Raw genomic sequence first — 21,474 nt, 5'->3', positions numbered from 1 at the left:
TTGCGCGAAACAGCGACGGACGACGGACAGGGGGTGACGCGACGTGGCGCACGAGACGCAGCCGGGGCGGCGCGGTCCCCGCCTGACCTACGGCATGGCCGCGGTGTGGTCGGTCGTCGCGATCCTGCTGGGGTATGCCGTCCTCGACGTCGCCGACGCCGCGCCCGGTGCGCTGACGGTGCGGCCGCTGCCGCCGCCCGCGCCCACCGAGACGGTCGCGACGCGGACGCTGCCCTCGGTCCCGCAGCCGACGCTGTCGACCTCGGTCGCGCCGCCGCTGCCCTCACTCGCCGGCGACACCGCCGCGCCGTCCGCCGCCGGCATCGAGCAGGCGCTCGCGTCGGTGCGTGCGCTCCCGGCGCTGCGCGACTCAGCCCTCGTCGTCCGTGACGGGCAGACCGGCGACGTGCTCCTCGACCAGGGCGGCGATGAGCTGCGCATCCCGGCCTCGACGACCAAGCTGCTCTCCGCCGCGGCCATCGGCCAGACCTTCGCACCCGACGAGACGCTGCGCACCGTCGTGCGCGAGGGGGACACGCCCGACGAGATCGTCCTCGTGGCGGGCGGCGACTCCCTGCTCAACCCCGGCACGGGCGACCCCGACGCGGTCGCCGGCCGAGCCGGACTGCGCGACCTGGCCGGGCAGGTGGCCACGGCCCTCAAGGGCAGCGGCACCACCAGCGTCACCCTCTACGTCGACGAGACGTATGCCGCCGGGCCGACGACGGCGCCGACGTGGGCGTCGACCTTCCGCAGCTCGGGCATCACCGGCGCGGTCGCGATGCTCGGGCTGTCGAGCCAGCGCGCCCATGGTGGGGCGCCCGGCCCGGCCGACCCCGTCGCCTCGGTCCGGTCGGCCTTTGCCCGGCAGCTGGCGGGGCGCGGGATCGACGTGAGGCTGGCCGCGCGAGGTCAGGCACCCGGCGTCCCCGGGTCGCCGATGCCGACGCCGGCTGCCGACGCTGGAGCGTCCGCCACACCGTCCGACGGGGCCACACCGTCCGACGGGGCCACACCGTCCGACGGGACCACACCGTCCGACGGGGCCACGCCGCCCGAGGGGGCGACGCCCGACGGCGCGCGGGCCCCGACGACCGCGGCCGCGACGCCGACGGCGCCCGCGAGCGGCCCGGGAGCGGTCCTCGGCAGCGTCGAGTCCGCGCCCGTGCGAGAGCAGCTGGCCCTCGCCCTCACCGACAGCGACAACGCGCTGACCGAGATCCTCTCCCGCCAAGCGGCCTACCGCTCCGGCGCCGGCACCGACTTCGCCGAGGTCGGCGCGTGGGTCGTGTCGCAGGTGGCCGCGCTCGGCCTCGACACGGCCGGAGTGACCCTCTCCGACGCGAGCGGCCTCTCCCGCGAGAACCGGGTCCGCGCCTCGCTCCTGTCCGACGTGCTCGTGCTCGGCTACGACGGCAAGCACGCCGTGCTGCGGCGAGCCCTCGACGGACTCCCGATCGGTGGCCTGACCGGCACCCTGGCGGACCGGTTCACCGGCGCCCAGCACGACGCCGCAGGCCGCGCCCGGGCCAAGACGGGCACCCTGACCGGGGCCAACGCCCTCGCCGGGAGCGTCGTCGACGACGACGGTCGGCTCCTCGTCTTCGTGGGTATGGTCGCCGGAGTGGGAACCAACGACGCGCGAGCGGCGTTGGACCGTTTTGTAGCGGCGATCGCCTCGTGCGGGTGCCGCTGACGGGCCGGTGGGCCGCTCGGGGTCCTGGTGAGCGACGGTGGTCGTGACCTCTCCGTGTTGCCGGCTGGGCTTCCCAGACACCTCGCGCGACGTCGACACCGTCACGGCACCGAAAGGGCTGGCATGACCGACACGACCCTCCCGACTCCCGTGGACGCCGGACGTCCCGATGGCTCGAGGGGTGGTGCACCGGCCGCGTCCGTCGACTACGAGTTCGCGAAGCGGACCGGTCGGGCGATCGTCAACCCGGGCCCCCAGGTCTCGAGCGACGAGGCCGCGGCGATCGTCGCCGACCTGCGTGCAGCCGCCGCGTCCGCCGTTGCTCCGGTTGCCGAGACGAGCGCGCTGACCGCGCCCGCCGACGCGCCGGCGCCCCTCGTCGTCGACCGCGCGGGCTGGATCAGCGCCAACGTCGACTCGTTCAAGTCGATGCTCGACCCGGTCGTCGACAAGCTCAACGCGACGAAGAAGTCGTCGACGAACGCCACCGCCGCGGCGATCGGCGGCAAGGTCACCGGCGCCGAGATGGGCGGGCTGCTCGCCTTCCTGTCGAGCAAGGTGCTCGGACAGTACGACCTCGCACCCGGCGGCACGCCCCGGCTCCTCCTCGTCGCCCCCAACATCGTCGCCACCGAGCGACGCCTCGAGGTCGACCCGACCGACTTCCGCCGCTGGGTCGCCATGCACGAGGAGACGCACCGGGTGCAGTTCACCGCGGTGCCGTGGCTGCGCGACCACATGGTGGCCCGCACCCAGGCGCTCGCCGTCGACCTCGCGCCGACCCCCGAGGACCTCTCCAAGCGGTTCGAGCAGCTGACGAAGAACCTCCCCGAGGTGTTCAGCTCCGGCGAGGGCATCGGCCAGCTCTTCGCGACCCCGGAGCAGAAGGCCCAGATCGCCGAGCTCACCGCCGTCATGTCGCTGCTCGAGGGCCATGCCGACGTCGTCATGGACGCGGTCGGTCCTCAGGTCATCCCGAGCGTCGGCGAGATCCGCCGCAAGTTCGACGAGCGCCGCAGCAGCTCGGTCGGCATCGACCGCCTGCTGCGCAAGCTCCTCGGTCTCGAGGCCAAGATGCGTCAGTACCGCGACGGCGCCGTCTTCGTCCGGGCCGTCACCGACCAGGTGGGCCGCGACGGCTTCAACGCCGTGTGGTCCTCCCCGGAGACGTTGCCCCGGGCCGCCGAGATCCTCGATCCGGGCGCCTGGGTGCGCCGGGTCCACGGGTGAGCGATGCGAGGTCCCGCAGACATGCCCGGTCCTGACCCCGCCGTCGCCGCCACCCGGCTCGCGGTGCGTGAGCACCTTGCCGACGTGCCCGAGGGCGGTGTCGTCCTCGTCGCGTGCTCGGGCGGCCCCGACTCCGTGGCGCTCGCCGCGGCCCTCGCCTTCGAGGCGCCGCGCTCCGGTGTGCGTGCCGGTGCCGTCGTCGTCGACCACGGCCTCCAGGACCGTTCGGCCCAGGTCGCCGAGGACGCCGCAGCCCTGTGCCGCGAGATCGGTCTCGACCCCGTCGAGGTCGTCCGCGCCGACGTGCGCACGAGCGGTGCCGGACTCGAGGCCGACGCCCGGTCGGCCCGCTACGCCGCCATCGAGGGCGCGGCCGACTGCGTCGGCGCGTCCATGGTGCTCATCGGCCACACCCGCGACGACCAGGCCGAACAGGTGCTCCTCGGCCTGTCCCGCGGGTCGGGTGCGCGGTCGCTGAGCGGTATGCCGGTGCGCCGCGACCGCTTCGTCCGTCCCCTCCTCGGCCTGCCGCGCGCCACGACGCTGGCCGCCTGCGCGGCCTACGGCATCGACCCGTGGGACGACCCGCACAACAGCGACGACTCGTTCCGCAGGGTCCGCGCCCGCCGGCTGCTCGCCACCCTCGAGTCCGACCTCGGCCCCGGCTTCGGGGCAGCCCTGGCCCGCAGTGCCGACCTGCTGCGCGAGGACGCCGACTACCTCGAGAGCCTGGCCGTCCGGGCCCGGGCCGACCTGCCCGGCGGTCCTGGCGGTGAGGGCGTCGACCTCGACGCGCTCGCGGCCCTGCCGCGGGCGATCCGCACGCGCGTCTGGCGGATCCTCGCCGCCGAGGCCGGCGCACCGCTCGCCGACGTCAGCGCCGCGCACGTCGAGTCGCTCGACGCGCTGCTCACGTCGTGGCACGGACAGGGCCCGCTCCACGTGCCCGGCGGCATCGCCGTCGCGCGCACCGGTGGAGCCATCGTCTTCAGCCCGCTGCGACAGACCGCCAACGCCTGAGCCCGGTGCGCGAGAGCCGCTGGGCCGCCCCGTCACCACCCGACGGTGTGGGGGGCCGTGGCGCGCGCGACCGCGGCGTCGTCGTGACGGAGCCGACGGCATACGCCCGCCCGCAGGAGTGGCTCGAGCGGCCGCTCGGCCGAGCCGCCCGGCCTGCTTCCCCGGCGGCGACGGCACCCAGCCGCGTGCGGTTGAATGGACCCGCCCCGCACGACCCTGCACCACCCCCGCAACGCACTGAGGAGCCTTCGTGGACCACGAGCACATGGGAGATGACCTGGCCAAGGTCCTGCTCACCGAGGAGCAGATCCAGACCCGCCTCTCCGAGCTCGCCGCCGACATCTGGCGGGACTACGAGGGCAAGGAGTTCCTCCTCGTCGGCGTCCTCAAGGGCGCCGTCGTCGTCATGGCCGACCTCATGCGCGCCCTGCCAGGCACCGCACCGATGGACTGGATGGCGGTCTCGTCCTACGGCTCCGGCACGAAGTCCTCGGGCGTCGTGCGCATCCTCAAGGACCTCGACACCGACATCAGCGGCCGCCACGTGCTCATCGTCGAGGACATCATCGACTCCGGCCTGACGCTCTCGTGGATCAAGTCCAACCTCGAGTCGCGCAAGCCCGCCTCGGTCGAGATCTGCACGCTGCTGCGCAAGCCCGACGTCGTCAAGGTCGACATCCCGGTCAAGTACGTCGGCTTCGACATCCCCAACGAGTTCGTCGTCGGCTACGGCCTCGACTACGCCGAGAAGTACCGCAACCTGCGTTGTGTCGGCACCCTCGCCCCGCACGTCTACGCCTGACCGCGGCGGCCTCCGGTGACCTTCTCGATCGTCGCCCGCCAGGGTGACGCCCACGGCATCGCCGTCGCGAGCAAGTTCCTCGCGGTCGGGGCGGTCGTCCCGGCCGCCCGTCTCGGCGTGGGCGCGGTCGCGACGCAGTCCTTCGCCCGGGTCGCCTACCTCGACGAGCTCCTCGGCCGCCTCGCTGCCGGCGAGCCCGCGGACGAGGCGCTCGGGGCCGCGACCGCGCTCGACGAGGGTCGCGAGACCCGCCAGGTGGGCGTCGTCGGGCTCGCCTCGGCCGCGACCTTCACGGGCTCGGAGTGCAACGACTGGGCCGGCGGCGTCGCCCGCGACGACGGCCACACGGCATACGCCATCCAGGGCAACATCCTCACCGGGCCCGAGGTCGTCGAGGAGATGGAGCGCGCCTGGCACGAGACGGCAGGGCAGCCGCTCGCCCGGCGTCTGCTCGCCGCCCTCGCGGCCGGCGACGCCGCCGGTGGCGACTCCCGCGGACGCCAGAGCGCAGCCATGTATGCCGTCGAGCCGGGTTCCGGCTACGACGCGTGCGGGGTGCTCGCCGACCTGCGCGTCGACGACCACGCCGACCCCGTGACCGAGCTCGGGCGCCTGCTCTCCGACTGGGAGATGTACTTCGGCAGGCCCGAGGACGTCGCGCCGCTCGAGGGCGAGCTCGCCGACGAGGTGCGCGGCAGGCTGGCGCAGGCCGGGTTCACCGACGCCGACGTCGCGACGGCTCTCGCCGACTGGGCGGGCAACGCGAACTACGAGGCGCGCCTGAGCCCCGACGGCATCGACCGCCGGGTCCTCGAGGCCCTCCGCGCCGCCATCCCCTGACCCCACCCAGCTCGACCGAACGCCGCGTTCGATCTCGAACTCACGGTCAGGACGCTGAGTTCGGCACCGAACGCGGCGTTCGGTCGAGGGAGGCGCGGCGGGTCAGAGCTTGCCGGCGAGGCGGAGGAGGTACTCCCGACGGTGGAGCGGGTCGAGGTCGGTGCGTGACCGGGTCGGCGCCGGTCCGACGACGGGCCGGTAGCCGTCGAACGCCGTCACGAGGTCGCCGAGCCCGCTCGTGAGGCCGGGCACCCGCTGCTGCAGCTCGTGCAACCGCCCGGCCGGCACCTCGCCCTGCAGCCGCGTCACCGGGCCGAGCACGGCCGTGTCGCGTGGGGTCGCCCGCACGTGGCCGAGCATCGAGAGCGCCGCACCGAGCACGTCGCTCGGCACCTCGAGGTCGAATCGGTGCACCGGTTCCTCGACCGCCGTGCCCGCGAGACGCAGCGCCTCCATGAGCACGAGCGGCGTCAGGGCACGGAAGTCGCCGGCCGTGCTCGACATCGACGCGTCGAACTTCTGGTGCATGTGGCTCTGCCGCGGCCAGTAGCCCGAGTGCGTCATCGTGACGACGCAGTCGTTGACCGGCCACCCGTGCAGCCCCTGTCCGAGCGTCGCCCGGACGGTGTCCTCGACGGCGGTGAAGAACGACGCCGGCATCGAGCCGAGCTCGACCTCGAGGGCGAAGCAGACGCCGCTGCCCGGAGGGCCGGGGTCGACGCGCAGACCGACCGTCGCGAGGAACGGGTTCGGCGCCACGTCGATGACCTCGAACGCGGCCGCCGAACCGGTGACCCGCTCGCGACAGATGACCGTCGTCGTGCTGAACCTCGCCGTCACGGCGTACTCCGCCTCGAGCGTCGCGCCGATGACCTCCTTCTGCACCTCCCCGTAGAGCGACACGTGGGTCTCGCCGCGCACCTCGTCGTGCCGCAGGTCGATGAGCGGGTCCTGCTCCGCCAGCCGGGTCAGCGCCGTGTGCAGGGTCGCGCGCTCGGCGGCGTCGCACGCCTCGACGACCGTCTCCAGGGTGGGCGGCGAGAACTCGTGGACGAGGGGCCGCGCGAGGGCGGCGTCGCCGACGAGGTCGCCGATCCGGGCCCGCTCGAGCCCGACGACCCGCGCGATGCGCCCCGCGGGCACCCGCGCGACGCGCTGCACCCCGCCGCGCGCGTGCACCGAGAGACCGGTGACCCGCTCTTCGCGGCACCGCGCGTCGTCGTCGCCGGAGACCGAGGGCGTATGCCGTGTGCCCGGGTCCGATGCAATGGTCCCGACGGTGCGACCGTCGTGGACGAGCACCCGGTCGCGCACCGCCAGGCAGCCCGACGTGACGCTGACGAGGGCCACCTTCTCACCGGCGCCGCCGCGCTGGACCGCGAAGACGGTGGCCGCGAGCGGCGCCTCGGGGTCGGGTGTCCGCGCCGGCAGCAGGTGCGGCAGGGCCACGGCGAGTTCCTCGACGCCGGCCCCCGTCATCGCCGAGCCGAGGAGCACGGGGCACACGAGACCTCGGCCCGTCTGCTCACCGAGGGCTGCTCGCAGCCGAGAGCCGTCGACCCGGTGCGGGGCATCGAGCCAGTCCGCGAGCAGGCGGTCGTCCTCCCGGCTCAACGCCTCGACGACGCGCTCGCGGGCAGCTGCGGTGGCCCGGTCCGCGCCCTCGCGCTCGGCCGGGCCCGGCGCCGCCAGGCCCAAGGCCATGAGGCCGTCCGGGACGACGGCGGCGCCGCGCGTGCCCTCGTCGACGACCCGGACGAGTGGCACCGGCGTGACGCCGAGCCGGTCGACGACCTCCTGCAGGACCGCGTCGGTGCGGGCGCCGGAGCGGTCGACCTTGTTGACGAAGAGCACCGTCGGGATGCGCAGCCGCTGCAGGGCCCGCATGAGCACGCGGGTCTGGGCCTGCACGCCCTCCACGGCGGAGACGACGAGCACGGCTCCGTCGAGCACCGCCAGCGAGCGCTCGACCTCCGCGATGAAGTCCGAGTGGCCCGGGGTGTCGACGAGGTTGACCGTGACCGGGTCGTCGGGGCCGCCGAGCTCGAAGGAGACGACGGCGGCCTTGATCGTGATCCCGCGGGCGCGCTCGAGCGCGAGCGTGTCGGTCTGCGTGCTGCCGTCGTCGACGCTGCCGAGCTCGGTGATGACTCCGGCGTGCAGGAGCAGACGTTCGGTCAGGCTCGTCTTGCCCGCGTCAACGTGGGCGAGGATCCCGAGGCCGAGGGTGCGTCCGGGACGCACGGGTGGGGTGGGTGGGGTGTCCAAGGTGCTCCATGTCCTGTGCGTAGGTGTGGGTGACCTGCTCGGGTGACATGAAGCTGCGGCGCATCCCGGTGCCTCTCTCCTCGGCCGTGCCTGACGTCGACGGGACCGTCGACCGCTCCAGTGCAGCAAGGCGCAGGAGCGTGCGGCAACCGGTTTTGGGCCGGGAGCACGGCACACGGCATACGCGAGCGGCGCCCGCCCGCGGACGGGAGCGTCCAACCCTGCGTGGGCTGGTTCGTCACCGGCCCGCCGCATGCGGAACACTGGTAGTCCGCCGGACGTTGTGCCGGTGGACAAACTCACCGGACGAGCAGGAGGACCGGGGCCCCACAGGCCCCGCACGTACATGGACGCTAAGCGGATTCTGCGCACACCACTGTTGTGGATCTTGGTCCTCATCAGCGCGCTCGTCTTCGGCATGATGTTCTCCGAGTCCGGCCCGCCCCGGATCGACACCTCGGCTGCCATGAAGCAGATCACCGACGGCAACGTCGAGTCGGCCAAGCTGCTCAACAACGAGCGCATGGAGCTGACCCTCAAGACCCCCTACACCTCGCCCGACGGCACGGTGAAGGACGCGAAGTCGGTCTACGCCTACTACGTCGACGCCCGCGGCACCGACGTCGTCGAGGCCCTCAACGCCAAGCCGCCGGCACAGGGCGTCGACGACCAGATCGACGAGCCCAGCTGGTTCGGCTCGCTGCTCTTCTCGATCCTGCCGATCATCATCATCCTCGGCCTCTTCTGGTTCCTCATGGGCCAGATGCAGGGCGGCGGCAACCGCGTCATGCAGTTCGGCAAGTCGCGCGCCAAGCTCGCCACCAAGGACACCCCGAAGGTCACCTTCGCCGACGTCGCCGGCTGCGACGAGGCCATCGAGGAGCTCCAGGAGATCAAGGAGTTCCTCCAGGAGCCGGCGAAGTTCCTCGCCGTCGGCGCCAAGATCCCCAAGGGCGTGCTGCTCTACGGCCAGCCCGGTACCGGCAAGACCCTCCTGGCCCGCGCCGTCGCGGGTGAGGCCGGCGTGCCGTTCTACTCGATCTCCGGCTCCGACTTCGTCGAGATGTTCGTCGGTGTCGGCGCGAGCCGCGTCCGCGACCTCTTCGAGCAGGCCAAGGCCAACGCGCCGGCCATCGTCTTCGTCGACGAGATCGACGCCGTCGGACGCCACCGCGGCGCCGGCATGGGCGGCGGCCACGACGAGCGCGAGCAGACGCTCAACCAGCTGCTCGTCGAGATGGACGGCTTCGACGTCAAGACCAACGTCATCCTCATCGCGGCGACCAACCGCCCCGACATCCTCGACCCGGCTCTGCTGCGTCCGGGCCGCTTCGACCGCCAGATCGCCGTCGACGCGCCCGACATGATCGGCCGGCACCGCATCCTCGAGGTGCACGCCCAGGGCAAGCCCGTCACGGCCGACGTCGACCTGCTCGCCGTCGCCCGCCGCACGCCCGGCTTCACCGGCGCCGACCTCGCCAACGTCCTCAACGAGGCCGCCCTGCTCACCGCCCGCGGTGACAAGAAGGTCATCGACAACGAGGCCCTCGACGAGGCCATCGACCGCGTCATCGCCGGCCCGCAGAAGCGCACCCGCATCATGTCGGCCAAGGAGCGCAAGATCACGGCGTACCACGAGGGTGGCCACGCCCTCGTCGCCGCGTCGCTCAACCACACCGACCCGGTGACGAAGGTGACGATCCTCCCGCGTGGACGGGCCCTCGGCTACACGATGGTCATGCCGATCGACGACAAGTACTCCACGACGCGCAACGAGATCCTCGACCAGCTCGCGTACGCCCTCGGTGGCCGCGTCGCCGAGGAGATCGTCTTCCGCGAGCCGACCACCGGTGCCAGCAACGACATCGAGAAGGCCACCGGCATGGCCCGCAAGATGGTCACCGAGTTCGGCATGTCCGAGCGGGTCGGCGCCATCAAGCTCGGCCAGAGCACCGGCGAGGTCTTCCTCGGCCGCGACATGGGGCACCAGCGCGACTACTCCGAGGAGGTCGCCCGCATCGTCGACGAGGAGGTCCGCTCGCTCATCGACGCGGCCCACGACGAGGCGTATGCGGCGATCAACGCCAACCGCGACCTGCTCGACCACCTCGTCCTCGAGCTGCTCGAGAAGGAGACGCTCAACGTCCACGAGCTCGCCGAGCTCTTCAAGCCGGTCGTCAAGCAGCCGTCCCGTCCTACGTGGCTCTCGTCCCAGACCCGCCAGCTCGGCGACCGTCCGCCCGTCCTGACGCCGGCCGAGATCGCCGCGCAGAACGGCTCGGGCCAGAACGGCCACCTGCCCCCGCCGGTGCCCGCCGACCGCGTCATCGAGGACAAGATCGACGAGGCGGCCGCCGTCGGCGCGCACCCCCTCGCCGAGGAGCACCCCGCCGAGCAGGTCATCGAGGTGCCGGACGACCGCCCTGTCAACCCCACCGAGAAGAGCTGACGCGTGTCGATCGACCAGCCGCGCGCCGAGGCGGCCGTCCGGGAGCTGCTCCTCGCCATCGGTGAGGACCCCGACCGCGAGGGCCTGCTCGACACCCCGGGCCGGGTGGCCCGGTCGTTCGCCGAGATCTACGCCGGCCTCGACATGACGGCGGCCGACGTGCTCCGCACGACGTTCGAGATCGACCACCAGGAGCTCGTCATCGTGCGGGACATCGAGCTCTACAGCACGTGCGAGCACCACCTCGTGCCCTTCCACGGGGTGGCGCACGTCGGCTACATCCCGAGCAAGGACGGGCGGGTCACCGGACTGTCCAAGCTCGCTCGTCTCGTCGACGTCTTCGCCCGGCGCCCGCAGGTGCAGGAGCGGCTCACGACGCAGATCGCCGACGCGCTCGTCGAGCACCTCGACGTGCAGGGCGTCATCGTCGTCGTCCAGGCGGAGCACCTCTGCATGTCGATGCGCGGCATCCGCAAACCCGGCGCGAGCACCATCACCTCGGCGGTGCGCGGCCAGCTGCGCGACCCGGCCACTCGAGCAGAGGCCATGGCGCTCATGCTCGAGGGCAACAAGTGACCGACGGCCCGACACCCGAACCACCGACCGCGACACAATGGCGGCCATGACCGCGCGCCGTCCCGACCTCGACGCGACCTCCCTGCTCGGCGTGCGCGACCGCACGATCGTCATGGGGGTCGTCAACGTCACGCCCGACTCCTTCTCCGACGGTGGGGAGTGGTTCGAGCAGGACGCCGCCATCGCGCACGGACGTGACGTGCTCGCGGCCGGCGCCGACATCGTCGACGTGGGTGGCGAGTCCACCCGCCCCGGCGCCGAACGCCCGTCGGTCGAGGAGGAGCTGCGCCGGGTCGTGCCCGTCGTGACCGCCCTCGCCGCCGACGGCGCCGTGGTCTCCGTCGACACGATGCGCGCCTCGGTCGCGCGTGCTGCGGTCGACGCCGGTGCCTCCATCGTCAACGACGTCTCGGGTGGCCTCGCCGACCCCGACATGGTCCCGTGGGTGGCCGCCAACCGCCTGCCGTACATCGCGATGCACTGGCGCGGGCACAGCACCGGGATGCAGTCGCGCGCCGTCTATGACGACGTCGTCGAGGACGTCCTGCGCGAGCTGGGGGAGCGGCGCGACGCCCTCCTCGAAGGGGGCATCGACGAGGAGCACCTCGTCCTCGACCCGGGTCTCGGCTTCGCCAAGAACTCCGACCACAACTGGACCCTCATGGCCGCGCTCCCCGCGCTGCACGACCTCGGCCAGCCCATCCTGCTCGGCGCCTCGCGCAAGACCTTCCTCGGACGGCTGGGACGCGACGAGGGTGAGGCCCCTCGGCCTGCGGCCGCGCGCGACATCGAGACGACGGCCACGTCGGTCATGGCCGCCATGGCGGGGCTCTGGTGCGTCCGCGTCCACGACGTCGCCTCCACGGTGCGCGCGCTGACCGTCGTCCAGGCCGCACTCGAGCACGCCCCCGACGACCTGGCCGACGACCCCGAATCAGACGACTCTGCAGACCCGGAAGGCCTTCACCGATGACCGACCGCATCGTGCTGCAGGGCGTCTCCGCCCGCGGCACCCACGGCGTGCTGGACGCCGAGAAGCGCGACGGGCAGACGTTCCTCGTCGACGTCACGATGACGCTCGACCTCGAGCCCGCCGGTCGCACCGACGCCCTCGCCGCCACCGTCAACTACGCCGCGGTCGCGAGCGACGTCGTCGCCCGCATCACGGGTCCCTCGTTCGACCTCATCGAGCGCCTCGCCGAGGTCATCGCCGACGACGTCCTGCGCTACGACCTCGTCGACGCTGTCGAGGTCGTCGTGCACAAGCCCGAAGCGCCGGTCGGTCACCCGTTCACGGACGTCCAGGTGCAGGTCTCACGCAGCAACGCCGCCCATGTCGTCATCGCGCTCGGCACCAACCTCGGCGACCGCGGCCAGACGCTGACCGACGCCATCGCAGCCCTCACCGCCCTACCGGGGCTCACCCTCACCCGCGTGTCCGACATCGTGGCCACCGACCCCGTCGGTGGCCCCGAGCAGCCCGAGTACCTCAATGCCGTCGTCGTGGGCCGCTCGCTGCTGCATCCCACCGACCTGCTCGCCGAGCTGCACCGCATCGAGGCCGATCATGGTCGCACGCGTGAGGTGCGTTGGGGCGCCAGGACGCTCGACCTCGACCTCGTCCAGTACGGCCACCCCGGCGGCCACCGCGAGGTCACGAGCGACGACAAGCGCCTCACGCTTCCTCACCCCCGGGCCCACGAGCGGGCGTTCGTGCTCGTGCCGTGGCTCGACGCCGACCCGCGAGCCACGCTGCGCGTCGGTGAGGGTGTCCACGGCATACGCCCGGTGGTCGACCTGCTGGCCGACCTCGACCGATCGGGCGTGCGTCCCGGCCCCCGATGGGAGCAGCAGTGAGACCACACTCCGGCATCCGCGTCACGACTCTCGTGCTCGCGGGACTGGCCATGACCGTGGTCGCGTGGCTCGCGCTGCGCTGGATGATGTCCGGCGGCAGCGCCGTGCCCGAACCCGGCTGGGTCGGCGCCGCTGCGATGCTCTTCCTGACCGGCGGGCTGGTCCTCGCCGGCTGGCAGGTGCGCAAGGTCCGCGACGGCGCGCCCAACCCCGCCGTCACGCCGCTCCGCGCGGCCCGCACGCTCGTGCTCGGACAGGCCGGCGCGCTCACGGGCTCGGTGCTCGTCGGCTGGTACCTCGCCAACGCCCTCGTCCTGCTGCCCGACGCCGACGTCGACTCCCAGCGCGGCCGCATCCTGCCGTTCGTGCTGCACGCCGTCGTCGCGCTGCTGCTCGCCGTCGCCGGCATGGTCGTGCAGAACTGGTGCCGCCTCCGCCCGCGAGACGACGAGGACGAGGACGAGCGCGAGGCGGACACCAGCCGCTGACGCGTGACGCGTGGCCGGATCGTGACGGGTTTGGATGCAACGATCGGCGTTCCCGTGCTGTCATCACAGGTATGACGTCACGGGGCTCTCGTCGCGCGGTATCGAGGATGGGCACGTTGGCCCTGGGGCTCGTGCTGCTGACGGGATGCGGCTCGGCCGATGCCCCGGGTCGTGCGGACGGTGGCGTCGGCACCAGCGTGCCGGCACACGATGCCACGGCCTCGGCACCGGTGCCGCCCCTGCCGAGCCCGGACCCCGGCATGCTGCCTGTCCGTGCTCCGTCGGCCGAGTTCGCCGACCGCGCCAAGGTGGTCGCCGATGCCGTGCGCCGCGCCGGCCCGCCGCCGGTCCCCACCCGACCCGTGCTCCTGTCGAGCTGGGCGCTCCTCGAGGGCTTCGACACGGGCGAGCAGAAGGTCGCGTGGACCTACGGGCACGTCACGCTCGCGCCGGCCGTCGACCAGGCTGTCGCAGGCTCCGGGACCCTCCGGCTGCCCGACGGATCGTCTCGACCGGTCGACCTCGTCGGAGTGCGCCCGGCCCTGGACCGTGCTCTCGAGGGTGCTCTGAGCAAGCCCAGGGACTGTGACGGCATCCCCGCTGCGCAGTGCCGGCTCGTCGTGTCCGAGGCGGTACTGGTCGAGGCCGCGGTGCGCACGAGCGGGGGAGACGCGACCGTGCCGGTCTGGCGCCTCACCGTCGACGGCCTCGCTCACCCCATCTCGGTGATCGCCGTCGCCGACGGGGTGTTCGCGCAGCCTCAACACCTGGGGCCGCTGCCCGGTCTGCCCGACGTGCCGGTCGGGTTGCACGGAGCGGACTCGCTCAGGCGCGTCGAGGACTCGACCGTCGACGTCGGCATCGCCGGGGGAGGCTGCGACGAGGGTCTCGTCGCGCACGTCGTCGAGCTCGACGACATGGTGGTCGTCGGCGGCACGACGCCGCCGCTGCCGAAGGACACGGCCTGCACCGCCGACTACGCGTCGCGCCCCGCACGGCTGCACCTGGCGCAGCCGCTCGGCACGCGGCCGGTCATCGACATCGCCTCGGGCAGGCCGCGGGTGCTCGGGGTGCCGGCTTTCTGAGCGGCCGGGCCCTACGTGGTGCCGGCGACGGTGATCGTCGAGGTGGGTGCCGGCGTCGTGGTCGACACCGACGGCGGCCGGGGCGGCCCGTCCGGTGTCGTCGTCCGGACGGGCCACGGCGGCGGGATCGTGTCCACGGTGTCCTCGTCGGAGCAGGCCGCCGCGAGCGTCACCGTCGCGGTGATGACGGTGACGGCGGCGGCGCGGAGGAGCGTCGCGCGCGAGACCCGGGCGGACGGCATACGACCCCTCACTTGTCGACGTCCCCGACGACGAAGAACATCGAACCGAGGATCGCGACCATGTCGGCGATGAGCTGGCCGGGCAGCATCTCGCTCAGCACGCTGACGTTGTTGAACGACGCCGAGCGCAGCTTGAGGCGCCACGGGGTCTTCTCGCCGCGCGAGACGAGGTAGTAGCCGTTGAAGCCGAGGGGGTTCTCGGTCGCGCAGTAGATCTCGCCCTCGGGCACCTTGAGCACCTTGGGGAGCTTGACGTTGATCGGGCCCTGCGGCAGCTGGACGAGCCGGTCGAGACAGGCCTGCGCGAGGTCGAGCGACACGTGCACCTGCTCGAGCAGGACCTCGAGGCGCGAGAGGCAGTCGCCGGCGGTGCGGGTCACGACGCGGCCGGGGCCCTTGTCGCCGAAGAGCTCCCCGTAGGCAAGGTAGGGCGCGTCGCGGCGCAGGTCGACGTCGAGCCCGCTGGCGCGTGCGATGGGGCCCGAGACGCCGTAGGCCTGGACGGTGGCCAGCGGCAGCACCCCGACGCCCCGGGTGCGGGCCTCGAGGATCTCGTTGCCGACGATGAGCCGCTCGAGGTCGGGAAGGCGCTTGCGGACGTTGGCGATCGCCTTGTCGACGCGGCCCATCCAGCCGGCAGGGAGGTCCTCCTTGAGCCCGCCGACGCGGTTGAACATGTAGTGCATGCGCCCGCCGGAGACCTCCTCCATGACGGCCTGGAGCTCCTCGCGCTCGCGGAACGCGTGGAAGACCGGCGTGATGGCGCCGAGCTCGAGGGGGTAGGAGCCGAGGAACATCAGGTGGTTGAGCACGCGGTTGAGCTCGGCGAGGGCGGTGCGCGCCCAGACGGCCCGCTCCGGCACCTCCATGCCGAGCATCTGCTCGACGCCGAGCACGACGCCGAGCTCGTTGGAGAAGGCGCTGAGCCAGTCGTGCCGGTTGGCGAGCACGATGATCTGGCGGTAGTCGCGGACCTCGAAGAGCTTCTCGGCGCCCCGGTGCATGTAGCCGACGATCGGCTCGGCGCTGATGATCCGCTCGCCGTCGACGACGATGCGCAGGCGGAGGACGCCGTGCGTCGCGGGGTGCTGAGGCCCGATGTTGAGCACCATGTCGGCGGTCGCGAGCCCGCCCGCGCCGATGCCGACGGTCAGGGCCTGACGCCGGCTCGGCGACGAGGCGGTGGTCTCCGTCATGGGCTCGAGCCTACGGCCCATGCGGAGGGCGTATGCCGTGTGGCCCCTCCCGGGGGCACGCCCGGTCGGGCAGAGTGTGGGGGTGACCGACCTGTTCGACCTGCGCGACCCCGCCTTCGTGACCGAGCCCTACGGGCCCCTCGCCGCCGCCCGTGAGCAGGCGCCCGTCCTGTGGCACGAGGGTCTGGGCCTCTGGGTGACGACGACCCACGCGGCTGCCAACGACGTCCTGCGTGACCGGCGGCTCGGGCGGATCCTGCGGCCGCGCTCCGAGGGTGACGACGCGTGGACGACGTTCGACTGGTTGCACGCCGACTCGATCCTCGACTCGGAGCCGCCGAAGCACACGCGGCTGCGCCGCCTCGTGGCCGGCGCGTTCGCCCGGGGGCACGTCGCGCGGCTGCGTCTGCGGGTCGAGGAGATCGCGGCAGGGCTGCTCGACGACGTCGAGCGGGTCCTCGACCGGGACGGCCGGGTCGACGTGATCTCCACCTACGCCGAGCCGCTGCCCGTCCTCGTCATCTGTGAGCTGCTCGGTGCGCCGACCGCGGACTGGAAGGTGCTCCGGGACTGGTCCCAAGCCATCGTCCGGATGTACGAGATCCACCCTGACCCCGAGTCCCAGCGGGACGCCCAGCGCGCCTGCGACGAGTTCGCCTCGTACGTCGACGCGCTCGCGGCGGAGCGGGCGGCCGCGCCCGGCGAGGACCTGCTGACCTCGCTCGTCCAGGAGCGGGACGGCGGCGACCGCCTCTCGCCGCGCGAGCTCGTCGCGACGGTCGTGCTGCTGCTCAACGCCGGGCACGAGGCGAGCGTCAACGGCTTCGGCAACGGTCTGGCGTCGCTGCTCGCCGACGCGGGGGAGCGTGACGAGGTGCTCAACGCCCTCGACGACCAGGCCTCCGTCGAGCGACTCGTCGAGGAGATGCTCCGGCACGACTCACCGCTGCACCTCTTCGAGCGCACCGCCACGGCCGACGTCGAGCTCCACGGGGTCACGGTCCGGGCCGGCCAGAAGGTGGCGGCGCTGCTCGGGGCCGCCAACCGCGACCCCGCCGTCTTCGCCGACCCCGACCACTTCGACGCATCGCGCGAGCCCAACCCGCACCTGGCCTTCGGCGCCGGCATCCACTTCTGCCTCGGGGCGCCGCTGGCACGGATGGAGCTGCAGATCTCGACCCGAGCCCTCCTCGAACGGCTCGGGCCGATCGAGGTCGTCGACGCGGTGCGGCGACCGACGTTCGTGCTGCGCGGCTACGAGCGGCTCGTCGTCGCGCCGAGCGCAGGACCTGACCGGAGCACCGACCGAGGGAGAGAACGACATGGCTGAGCTGACGCCGTACATCTGCGTGGCCGACTCGCGGGCCGCGATCGAGTGGTACCGCGCACACCTCGGCGCGGAGGTCGTCGTCGACCCGATCGTCATGGACGACGGGCACGTCGGGCACTGCGAGCTGGCTGTCGACGGCGCCCGGTGGATGATGTCCGACGCGTTCGAGTCCGCGGGAGTCGCCCCGCCGGACCCGGGCCGTGGCAACGCCGTCACGCTGCACCTCACGGTGAGCGACATCGACGCCCTCTGCCGCCGGGTGCACGACGCGGGAGCCACCGTCGACCGCGCACCCGAGGACAACCCGCCGATCGGCCGGCTCGCCGTCTTCCACGACCCGTTCGGGCACCGCTGGTTCCTCAACCAGCCCCTGCCCGAGCACGAGCCGGTGCCGGAGTCGCTGCCGGAGTCGCTGCCGGAACCCGACTGACGGCTCACCGGCCGCGTCAGGCCGCGTCAGGCCGCGTCAGGCGCGGTCGGCCTCGCGGCCACGCAGCACGAGGAAGCCACCGACCCCGAGCAGCACGACGGTGCCCACGATGGTGAGCAGGATCGGCACGAGGGGCGAGCCCTGGGCGTCGTCGGTGCCGGCGGCGGGCTTGACGTGCACGGTCGCACCGGCCGTGGCGGTCGACCCGTCGAGCCCGATCGCCGCGTGGAAGGAGAACGTGCCGGTGACGGGGTGGCCGTCGTCGGAGGTGACGCGGTAGGACACCGTGTAGTCGCCGCCGGGCGCGTTCGGCGCGAGCGCCTGCGTCACGTCGCGGCCCTCGATCGTCGGGCTGCCGGACGACACGGGTCCCGCCGGCCCGCTGACGACGACCTGGGTGCCGATCTCGAGCGGGGCCTCGGAGAAGGTGAGCACCACGGTGCCCGGCAGCTGCGTGACGCTCGTGCCGTCGGCGGGGTTCGTGCGCTCGAGGACGTCGTGCGCGAAGGCGGTGGTCGGCACGGCGACGAGGAGTCCGAGGGCGAGCAGCGCGGAGGCGAGACGACGCATGCCGTTCAGGTTACGTCGTGCCCGCGGACGCGCTTCACCGCCCACCGGAAGCCGCCGAAGCCGTCCCGGCCGAGCAGCCGTGCCTCGATGCTCGCCCGCTCGAGCGCGGCGAGGTAGGCGAGCGGGTCGGTCGTCGCGACCGTGTGCGGCGGCGTGGTGCCCGTGAGCCCGAGCGCCTGCAGCGCCTCGCGCTGGGTCAGCACCTCGTCGGCGTCGAGGGTGTCCATCGCGACATGGGCCGTCACGTCGCACGAGCCGTCGGGCACGGGCGTCGTCAGCCGACCGCTGGCGTATGCCGTGAGCGTCCCCCCGGACGGGCGTTCCGTCGCCGTGTGGCCGTAGTCGACGGCGATGAGCGTCCCGTCCTCGACCCGGGAGACGAGGTCGGCCCACGCCTCGTCGCGGGCGAGGCCGATCTCGAGGCGGTCGCCCGGCGTGCTCGTGGGCCAGTGGGCCTCGGCCCAGCGCCGGTCGGCGTCGCGGAGCCGGGGGCCGAGCGACTCCAGGCCGGTCGTCGGGTCGACGAGCACCTCGCGCAGGACGCCGTCGGTGTCGACCTCGGCGACGGTGCACGGCACGACGTCGAGCCACTCGTGGGCGATGACGAGGGCGTCGCGCAGGCCGGTCAGCTCGGGCGGCAGGACCGAGCCCCCGGGGGAGCGGATCCAGTCCACCCGGTCGTCGAGCCCGTCCGGCCGGTCGACGACGTCGACCGCCACCACCCTCGTGGTGTCGGGGGTGCGCCGAGCGTGGGGCTCGGTCGGGTCCATGGCCTCGACGAGGTGCGTGGCCAGCTCGCCGCGTCCGGCGCCGAGGTCCACGACCACTCGGACGGGGTGCTCGGGGAGTCTGAGCAGGGCCCGGGCCAGGGCCGCGCCCGTCGGACCGTGCGCGGCCGTCGTGAAGTGCGCCGCGGGCCCACCGCGCGTGACGTAGAAACCCTGCCCGGCGGCATACAACGCCGCCTGCCACGCCTCGCGCCAGGGAAGGGGATCCACGACCGCCGACTGTAGGCGATAGCGTGCCGTGGGTGAGCACCCCGCACGAGCGTCCCGCGCGCTTCGACGTCGGCGTCGTGGGCGCCGGTCGCGTCGGCGCCGTCCTCGGAGCCGCCCTCGCACGAGCCGGTCACGTCGTCAGCGGCGTCTCGGCCGTGAGCGAGGAGAGCCGCGAGCGGGCGGCCACGCTGCTGCCGGGTGTACCGGTCAAGCCGATCCCCGAGGTCGTGTCGGGTGCCCACCTCGTGGTCCTCGCCGTGCCGGACGACGCCCTCGCCGACCTCGTCGCGGGTCTCAGCACCACGGGCACCTTCACGCCCGGACAGCTCGTCATGCACACGTCGGGAGCGCACGGCATCTCGGTCTTCGAGGCGGCGGCCGGCAGCGACATCGTGCCCCTCGCGATCCACCCGGCGATGACGTTCACCGGCACCGAGCTCGACCTCGACCGGCTCCACGACTGCTGCTTCGGGGTGACGACCCTCGACCTCGCGCGGCCCCTCGGCGAGGCGCTCGTCATCGAGATGGGCGGCGACCCGGTGTGGATCGCCGAGGAGGACCGCGTCACCTACCACGCGGCCCTCGCGCACGGCTCGAACCACCTCGTGACGCTCGTGGCCCAGTCGATGCAGCTGCTCGGCGAGGCCGGCGTCGACGACCCGGCGCGCGTGCTCGAACCGCTCCTGACCGCCGCGCTCTCCAACACCCTCCGCCGGGGTGACGCAGCCCTCACCGGTCCGGTCGCGCGCGGCGATGCCGGTACCGTGGCCGGGCACGTCGCGATGCTGCGCAAGGTCGCCCCGGACATTCGCCCGACCTACCTCGCCCTGGCCCGCGCGACGGCGCAGCGAGCGCTGCTCAGCGGACGCCTCCGCGCCTCCGACGCCGGCCCGCTGCTCGAGCTGCTCGCGCACGAGGAGGACCAACCGTGACTGACACCACCGCCACCGGCACGACACCCGGCACGACCACCGGCGAGACCACCGGCGCCGGCGGTTTCACCGCCGCCGACGCCGCCGTCATCACCGACACGCGCCCCGTGTCGCCCGTGGTGGCGCGGACGAGGGACGAGCTGAGCGAGGCCCGGTCGGCGCTCGACGACGACGACGTCGCCGTCGTCATGACGATGGGCGCGCTGCACGAGGGGCACGCGACGCTCATCCACCAGGCACGCAAGACCCACCGCCACGTCGTCGTGACGATCTTCCTCAACCCGCTCCAGTTCGGGCCCAAGGAGGACCTCTCGCGCTACCCGCGCACCTTCGACGCCGACCTCGAGATCTGCACGGCCGCGGGCGTCGACGTCGTCTTCGCCCCGACTCCCGACGTCATCTACCCCGACGGCGACCCGGGTGTCCGCGTCTCCGCCGGCCCGCTCGGTGACGTCCTCGAGGGCCAGTCGCGACCGGGCCACTTCGACGGCATGCTCACCGTCGTCGGCAAGCTCATGCACCTGACCCGGTGCAGCGCCGCCTACTTCGGGCAGAAGGACGCCCAACAGCTGCTCCTCATCCGCCGGATGTGCCGTGACCTCGACTTCCCGGTGCGGGTCGTGGCGGTGCCGACCGTCCGCGAGCCCGACGGCCTCGCGATGTCGAGCCGCAACACCTACCTCACCGACTCCGACCGCGAGACGGCCCTGTGCCTGTCGGCCGCGCTGCGGGCAGGAGCCGACGCCGCTCCCGAGGGCCCGTCGGCCGTCCGTCGTGCCGCCCGGGCCGTGCTCGTGCGCGAGCCGCTCGCGCTCGTCGACTACCTCGTGCTCGTCCACCCGGACACGCTCGAGGACGTGCCGGAGTGGTATCGCGGCGAGGCGCTGCTCGCCGTGGCGGGCCGAGTGGGTACGACTCGTCTCATCGACAACCTGCCGGTGCTCGTCGGCCCCGGTGGCGGCGCGCTCGAGACCTTCTCCCAGCCCTGAGTCCCCCTCCACCACAGACGATTCCGAGGAACCCTGCCGTGCAGCGCTTCATGCTCCACTCGAAGATCCACCGGGCCACGGTGACGCAGGCCGACCTGCACTACGTCGGCTCCCTGACGATCGACCGCGACCTGCTCGACGCCGCCGACCTGTGGCCGGGCCAGCAGGTCGACGTCGTCGACGTCGACAACGGCAACCGCCTGACGACCTACGCGATCGAGGGCGAGCGCGGCACCGGCATCGTCTGCATCAACGGCGCGGCGGCCCGGCTCATCTCGCCCGGTGACACGGTCATCATCATCGCGTACGCCGCGATGGACGATGCCGAGGCACGTACCTTCGAGCCGCAGGTCGTCTTCGTCGACGACGACAACCGCGTCGTCGAGGTGGGGCACGATGCAGGTGACGTGCCCGACGGCTTCGGTCTCATGACCTCCGCCGTCACCGGGCGACACCACGAGTACCAGGACTGAGAG

Annotated in this window: 21 protein-coding genes; 16 read left to right on the top strand and 5 right to left on the bottom strand. The window is 73.0% G+C overall.

Going from position 1 to position 21,474, the window contains the following annotated elements:
- The first annotated feature begins 43 nt into the window (after positions 1 to 43).
- The 5 genes from AC1DW8_RS12305 (at position 44) to AC1DW8_RS12285 (ending at position 5,588) form a co-directional block, all read left to right on the top strand.
- A complete protein-coding gene (locus tag AC1DW8_RS12305) occupies positions 44 to 1,696 on the top strand; it encodes a D-alanyl-D-alanine carboxypeptidase/D-alanyl-D-alanine-endopeptidase (protein WP_478094296.1) in 1,653 nt (550 codons plus the stop codon).
- Between the two features lie 123 nt (positions 1,697 to 1,819).
- Entirely contained in the window at positions 1,820 to 2,926 is a 1,107-nt protein-coding gene (locus AC1DW8_RS12300; RefSeq protein WP_056773660.1) for a zinc-dependent metalloprotease, read from the top strand.
- 21 nt (positions 2,927 to 2,947) lie between these two features.
- On the top strand, positions 2,948 to 3,946 hold the full coding sequence (gene tilS / locus AC1DW8_RS12295; protein ID WP_478094294.1) for a tRNA lysidine(34) synthetase TilS: 999 nt from the start codon (positions 2,948 to 2,950) through the stop codon (positions 3,944 to 3,946).
- 250 nt (positions 3,947 to 4,196) lie between these two features.
- The gene (gene hpt, locus AC1DW8_RS12290; protein ID WP_020145118.1) at positions 4,197 to 4,748 is read left to right on the top strand and encodes a hypoxanthine phosphoribosyltransferase; all 552 of its coding nucleotides are present in this window, start codon (positions 4,197 to 4,199) and stop codon (positions 4,746 to 4,748) included.
- A 15-nt stretch (positions 4,749 to 4,763) separates the two neighbouring features.
- Positions 4,764 to 5,588, top strand: a complete 825-nt coding sequence (locus tag AC1DW8_RS12285; RefSeq protein WP_478094292.1) for a DUF1028 domain-containing protein — start codon at positions 4,764 to 4,766, stop codon at positions 5,586 to 5,588.
- Between the two features lie 102 nt (positions 5,589 to 5,690).
- Here the strand turns inward: AC1DW8_RS12285 and AC1DW8_RS12280 are convergent, their stop codons facing one another.
- A complete protein-coding gene (locus AC1DW8_RS12280; RefSeq protein WP_478094290.1) occupies positions 5,691 to 7,856 on the bottom strand; it encodes a GTP-binding protein in 2,166 nt (721 codons plus the stop codon).
- A gap of 346 nt (positions 7,857 to 8,202) precedes the next feature.
- On the opposite strand from AC1DW8_RS12280, the gene ftsH reads away from it, so the two are divergent.
- The 6 genes from ftsH (at position 8,203) to AC1DW8_RS12250 (ending at position 14,311) form a co-directional block, all read left to right on the top strand.
- On the top strand, positions 8,203 to 10,305 hold the full coding sequence (gene ftsH / locus AC1DW8_RS12275; RefSeq protein ID WP_056773649.1) for an ATP-dependent zinc metalloprotease FtsH: 2,103 nt from the start codon (positions 8,203 to 8,205) through the stop codon (positions 10,303 to 10,305).
- Between the two features lie 3 nt (positions 10,306 to 10,308).
- Positions 10,309 to 10,881, top strand: a complete 573-nt coding sequence (folE, locus tag AC1DW8_RS12270) for a GTP cyclohydrolase I FolE (protein ID WP_056773646.1) — start codon at positions 10,309 to 10,311, stop codon at positions 10,879 to 10,881.
- A gap of 46 nt (positions 10,882 to 10,927) precedes the next feature.
- Positions 10,928 to 11,854, top strand: coding sequence for a dihydropteroate synthase (gene folP, locus AC1DW8_RS12265; protein WP_478094286.1), 927 nt, complete (start codon positions 10,928 to 10,930; stop codon positions 11,852 to 11,854).
- Positions 11,851 to 12,738, top strand: a complete 888-nt coding sequence (gene folK, locus AC1DW8_RS12260) for a 2-amino-4-hydroxy-6-hydroxymethyldihydropteridine diphosphokinase (RefSeq protein WP_056773639.1) — start codon at positions 11,851 to 11,853, stop codon at positions 12,736 to 12,738. The genes folP and folK overlap by 4 nt, the downstream gene beginning before the upstream one ends.
- On the top strand, positions 12,735 to 13,226 hold the full coding sequence (locus AC1DW8_RS12255; protein WP_478094284.1) for a DUF3180 domain-containing protein: 492 nt from the start codon (positions 12,735 to 12,737) through the stop codon (positions 13,224 to 13,226). The genes folK and AC1DW8_RS12255 overlap by 4 nt, the downstream gene beginning before the upstream one ends.
- A gap of 107 nt (positions 13,227 to 13,333) precedes the next feature.
- Entirely contained in the window at positions 13,334 to 14,311 is a 978-nt protein-coding gene (locus AC1DW8_RS12250; RefSeq protein ID WP_056773632.1) for a hypothetical protein, read from the top strand.
- A gap of 11 nt (positions 14,312 to 14,322) precedes the next feature.
- On the opposite strand, the gene AC1DW8_RS12245 is transcribed toward AC1DW8_RS12250, so the two are convergent.
- Together AC1DW8_RS12245 and AC1DW8_RS12240 are read right to left on the bottom strand one after the other, a co-directional pair.
- Positions 14,323 to 14,553 carry a hypothetical protein gene (locus tag AC1DW8_RS12245; protein ID WP_056773630.1) on the bottom strand — a complete coding sequence of 77 codons (231 nt, stop codon included), beginning with the start codon at positions 14,551 to 14,553 and terminating at the stop codon, positions 14,323 to 14,325.
- 8 nt (positions 14,554 to 14,561) lie between these two features.
- Positions 14,562 to 15,749: an NADH-quinone oxidoreductase subunit D gene (locus AC1DW8_RS12240; RefSeq protein WP_056826475.1), complete on the bottom strand. Its 1,188-nt coding sequence runs from the start codon at positions 15,747 to 15,749 to the stop codon at positions 14,562 to 14,564.
- Between the two features lie 82 nt (positions 15,750 to 15,831).
- Between AC1DW8_RS12240 and AC1DW8_RS12235 the strand changes: the two genes are divergently transcribed.
- On the top strand, positions 15,832 to 17,079 hold the full coding sequence (locus tag AC1DW8_RS12235; RefSeq protein ID WP_478094281.1) for a cytochrome P450: 1,248 nt from the start codon (positions 15,832 to 15,834) through the stop codon (positions 17,077 to 17,079).
- Entirely contained in the window at positions 17,072 to 17,509 is a 438-nt protein-coding gene (locus AC1DW8_RS12230) for a VOC family protein (protein ID WP_478094279.1), read from the top strand. Before AC1DW8_RS12235 ends, AC1DW8_RS12230 begins: the two co-directional genes overlap by 8 nt.
- A gap of 36 nt (positions 17,510 to 17,545) precedes the next feature.
- On the opposite strand, the gene AC1DW8_RS12225 is transcribed toward AC1DW8_RS12230, so the two are convergent.
- Together AC1DW8_RS12225 and AC1DW8_RS12220 are read right to left on the bottom strand one after the other, a co-directional pair.
- Positions 17,546 to 18,079 carry a copper resistance CopC family protein gene (locus AC1DW8_RS12225; RefSeq protein ID WP_478094277.1) on the bottom strand — a complete coding sequence of 178 codons (534 nt, stop codon included), beginning with the start codon at positions 18,077 to 18,079 and terminating at the stop codon, positions 17,546 to 17,548.
- A gap of 5 nt (positions 18,080 to 18,084) precedes the next feature.
- Positions 18,085 to 19,077, bottom strand: coding sequence for an SAM-dependent methyltransferase (locus tag AC1DW8_RS12220; protein ID WP_478094275.1), 993 nt, complete (start codon positions 19,075 to 19,077; stop codon positions 18,085 to 18,087).
- A gap of 23 nt (positions 19,078 to 19,100) precedes the next feature.
- On the opposite strand from AC1DW8_RS12220, the gene AC1DW8_RS12215 reads away from it, so the two are divergent.
- The 3 genes from AC1DW8_RS12215 (at position 19,101) to panD (ending at position 21,471) form a co-directional block, all read left to right on the top strand.
- Complete coding sequence (locus tag AC1DW8_RS12215; protein WP_056773613.1) at positions 19,101 to 20,009, top strand: Rossmann-like and DUF2520 domain-containing protein; 909 nt, start codon at positions 19,101 to 19,103, stop codon at positions 20,007 to 20,009.
- A gap of 89 nt (positions 20,010 to 20,098) precedes the next feature.
- Positions 20,099 to 20,998, top strand: a complete 900-nt coding sequence (gene panC, locus AC1DW8_RS12210) for a pantoate--beta-alanine ligase (protein ID WP_478094329.1) — start codon at positions 20,099 to 20,101, stop codon at positions 20,996 to 20,998.
- 38 nt (positions 20,999 to 21,036) lie between these two features.
- Entirely contained in the window at positions 21,037 to 21,471 is a 435-nt protein-coding gene (panD, locus tag AC1DW8_RS12205) for an aspartate 1-decarboxylase (RefSeq protein ID WP_020145101.1), read from the top strand.
- The last annotated feature ends 3 nt before the right edge of the window (positions 21,472 to 21,474 follow it).

It is taken from the genome of Terrabacter sp. P2_E3 (genome assembly GCF_056403915.1).
Note: the sequence above shows the minus strand (reverse complement) of the source record. Positions and strands in the feature narration are given on the sequence as shown.

What these genes read in the sequence shown, in the direction of transcription:
- tilS (WP_478094294.1), top strand. Translation starts at nt 2,948, where the DNA reads ATGCCCGGTCCTGACCCCGCCGTCGCCGCCACCCGGCTCGCGGTGCGT.
- AC1DW8_RS12240 (WP_056826475.1), bottom strand. Translation starts at nt 15,749, where the DNA reads ATGACGGAGACCACCGCCTCGTCGCCGAGCCGGCGTCAGGCCCTGACC.
- AC1DW8_RS12300 (WP_056773660.1), top strand. Translation starts at nt 1,820, where the DNA reads ATGACCGACACGACCCTCCCGACTCCCGTGGACGCCGGACGTCCCGAT.
- folK (WP_056773639.1), top strand. Translation starts at nt 11,851, where the DNA reads ATGACCGACCGCATCGTGCTGCAGGGCGTCTCCGCCCGCGGCACCCAC.
- AC1DW8_RS12245 (WP_056773630.1), bottom strand. Translation starts at nt 14,553, where the DNA reads ATGCCGTCCGCCCGGGTCTCGCGCGCGACGCTCCTCCGCGCCGCCGCC.
- ftsH (WP_056773649.1), top strand. Translation starts at nt 8,203, where the DNA reads ATGGACGCTAAGCGGATTCTGCGCACACCACTGTTGTGGATCTTGGTC.
- AC1DW8_RS12250 (WP_056773632.1), top strand. Translation starts at nt 13,334, where the DNA reads ATGGGCACGTTGGCCCTGGGGCTCGTGCTGCTGACGGGATGCGGCTCG.
- folP (WP_478094286.1), top strand. Translation starts at nt 10,928, where the DNA reads ATGACCGCGCGCCGTCCCGACCTCGACGCGACCTCCCTGCTCGGCGTG.
- AC1DW8_RS12230 (WP_478094279.1), top strand. Translation starts at nt 17,072, where the DNA reads ATGGCTGAGCTGACGCCGTACATCTGCGTGGCCGACTCGCGGGCCGCG.
- AC1DW8_RS12225 (WP_478094277.1), bottom strand. Translation starts at nt 18,079, where the DNA reads ATGCGTCGTCTCGCCTCCGCGCTGCTCGCCCTCGGACTCCTCGTCGCC.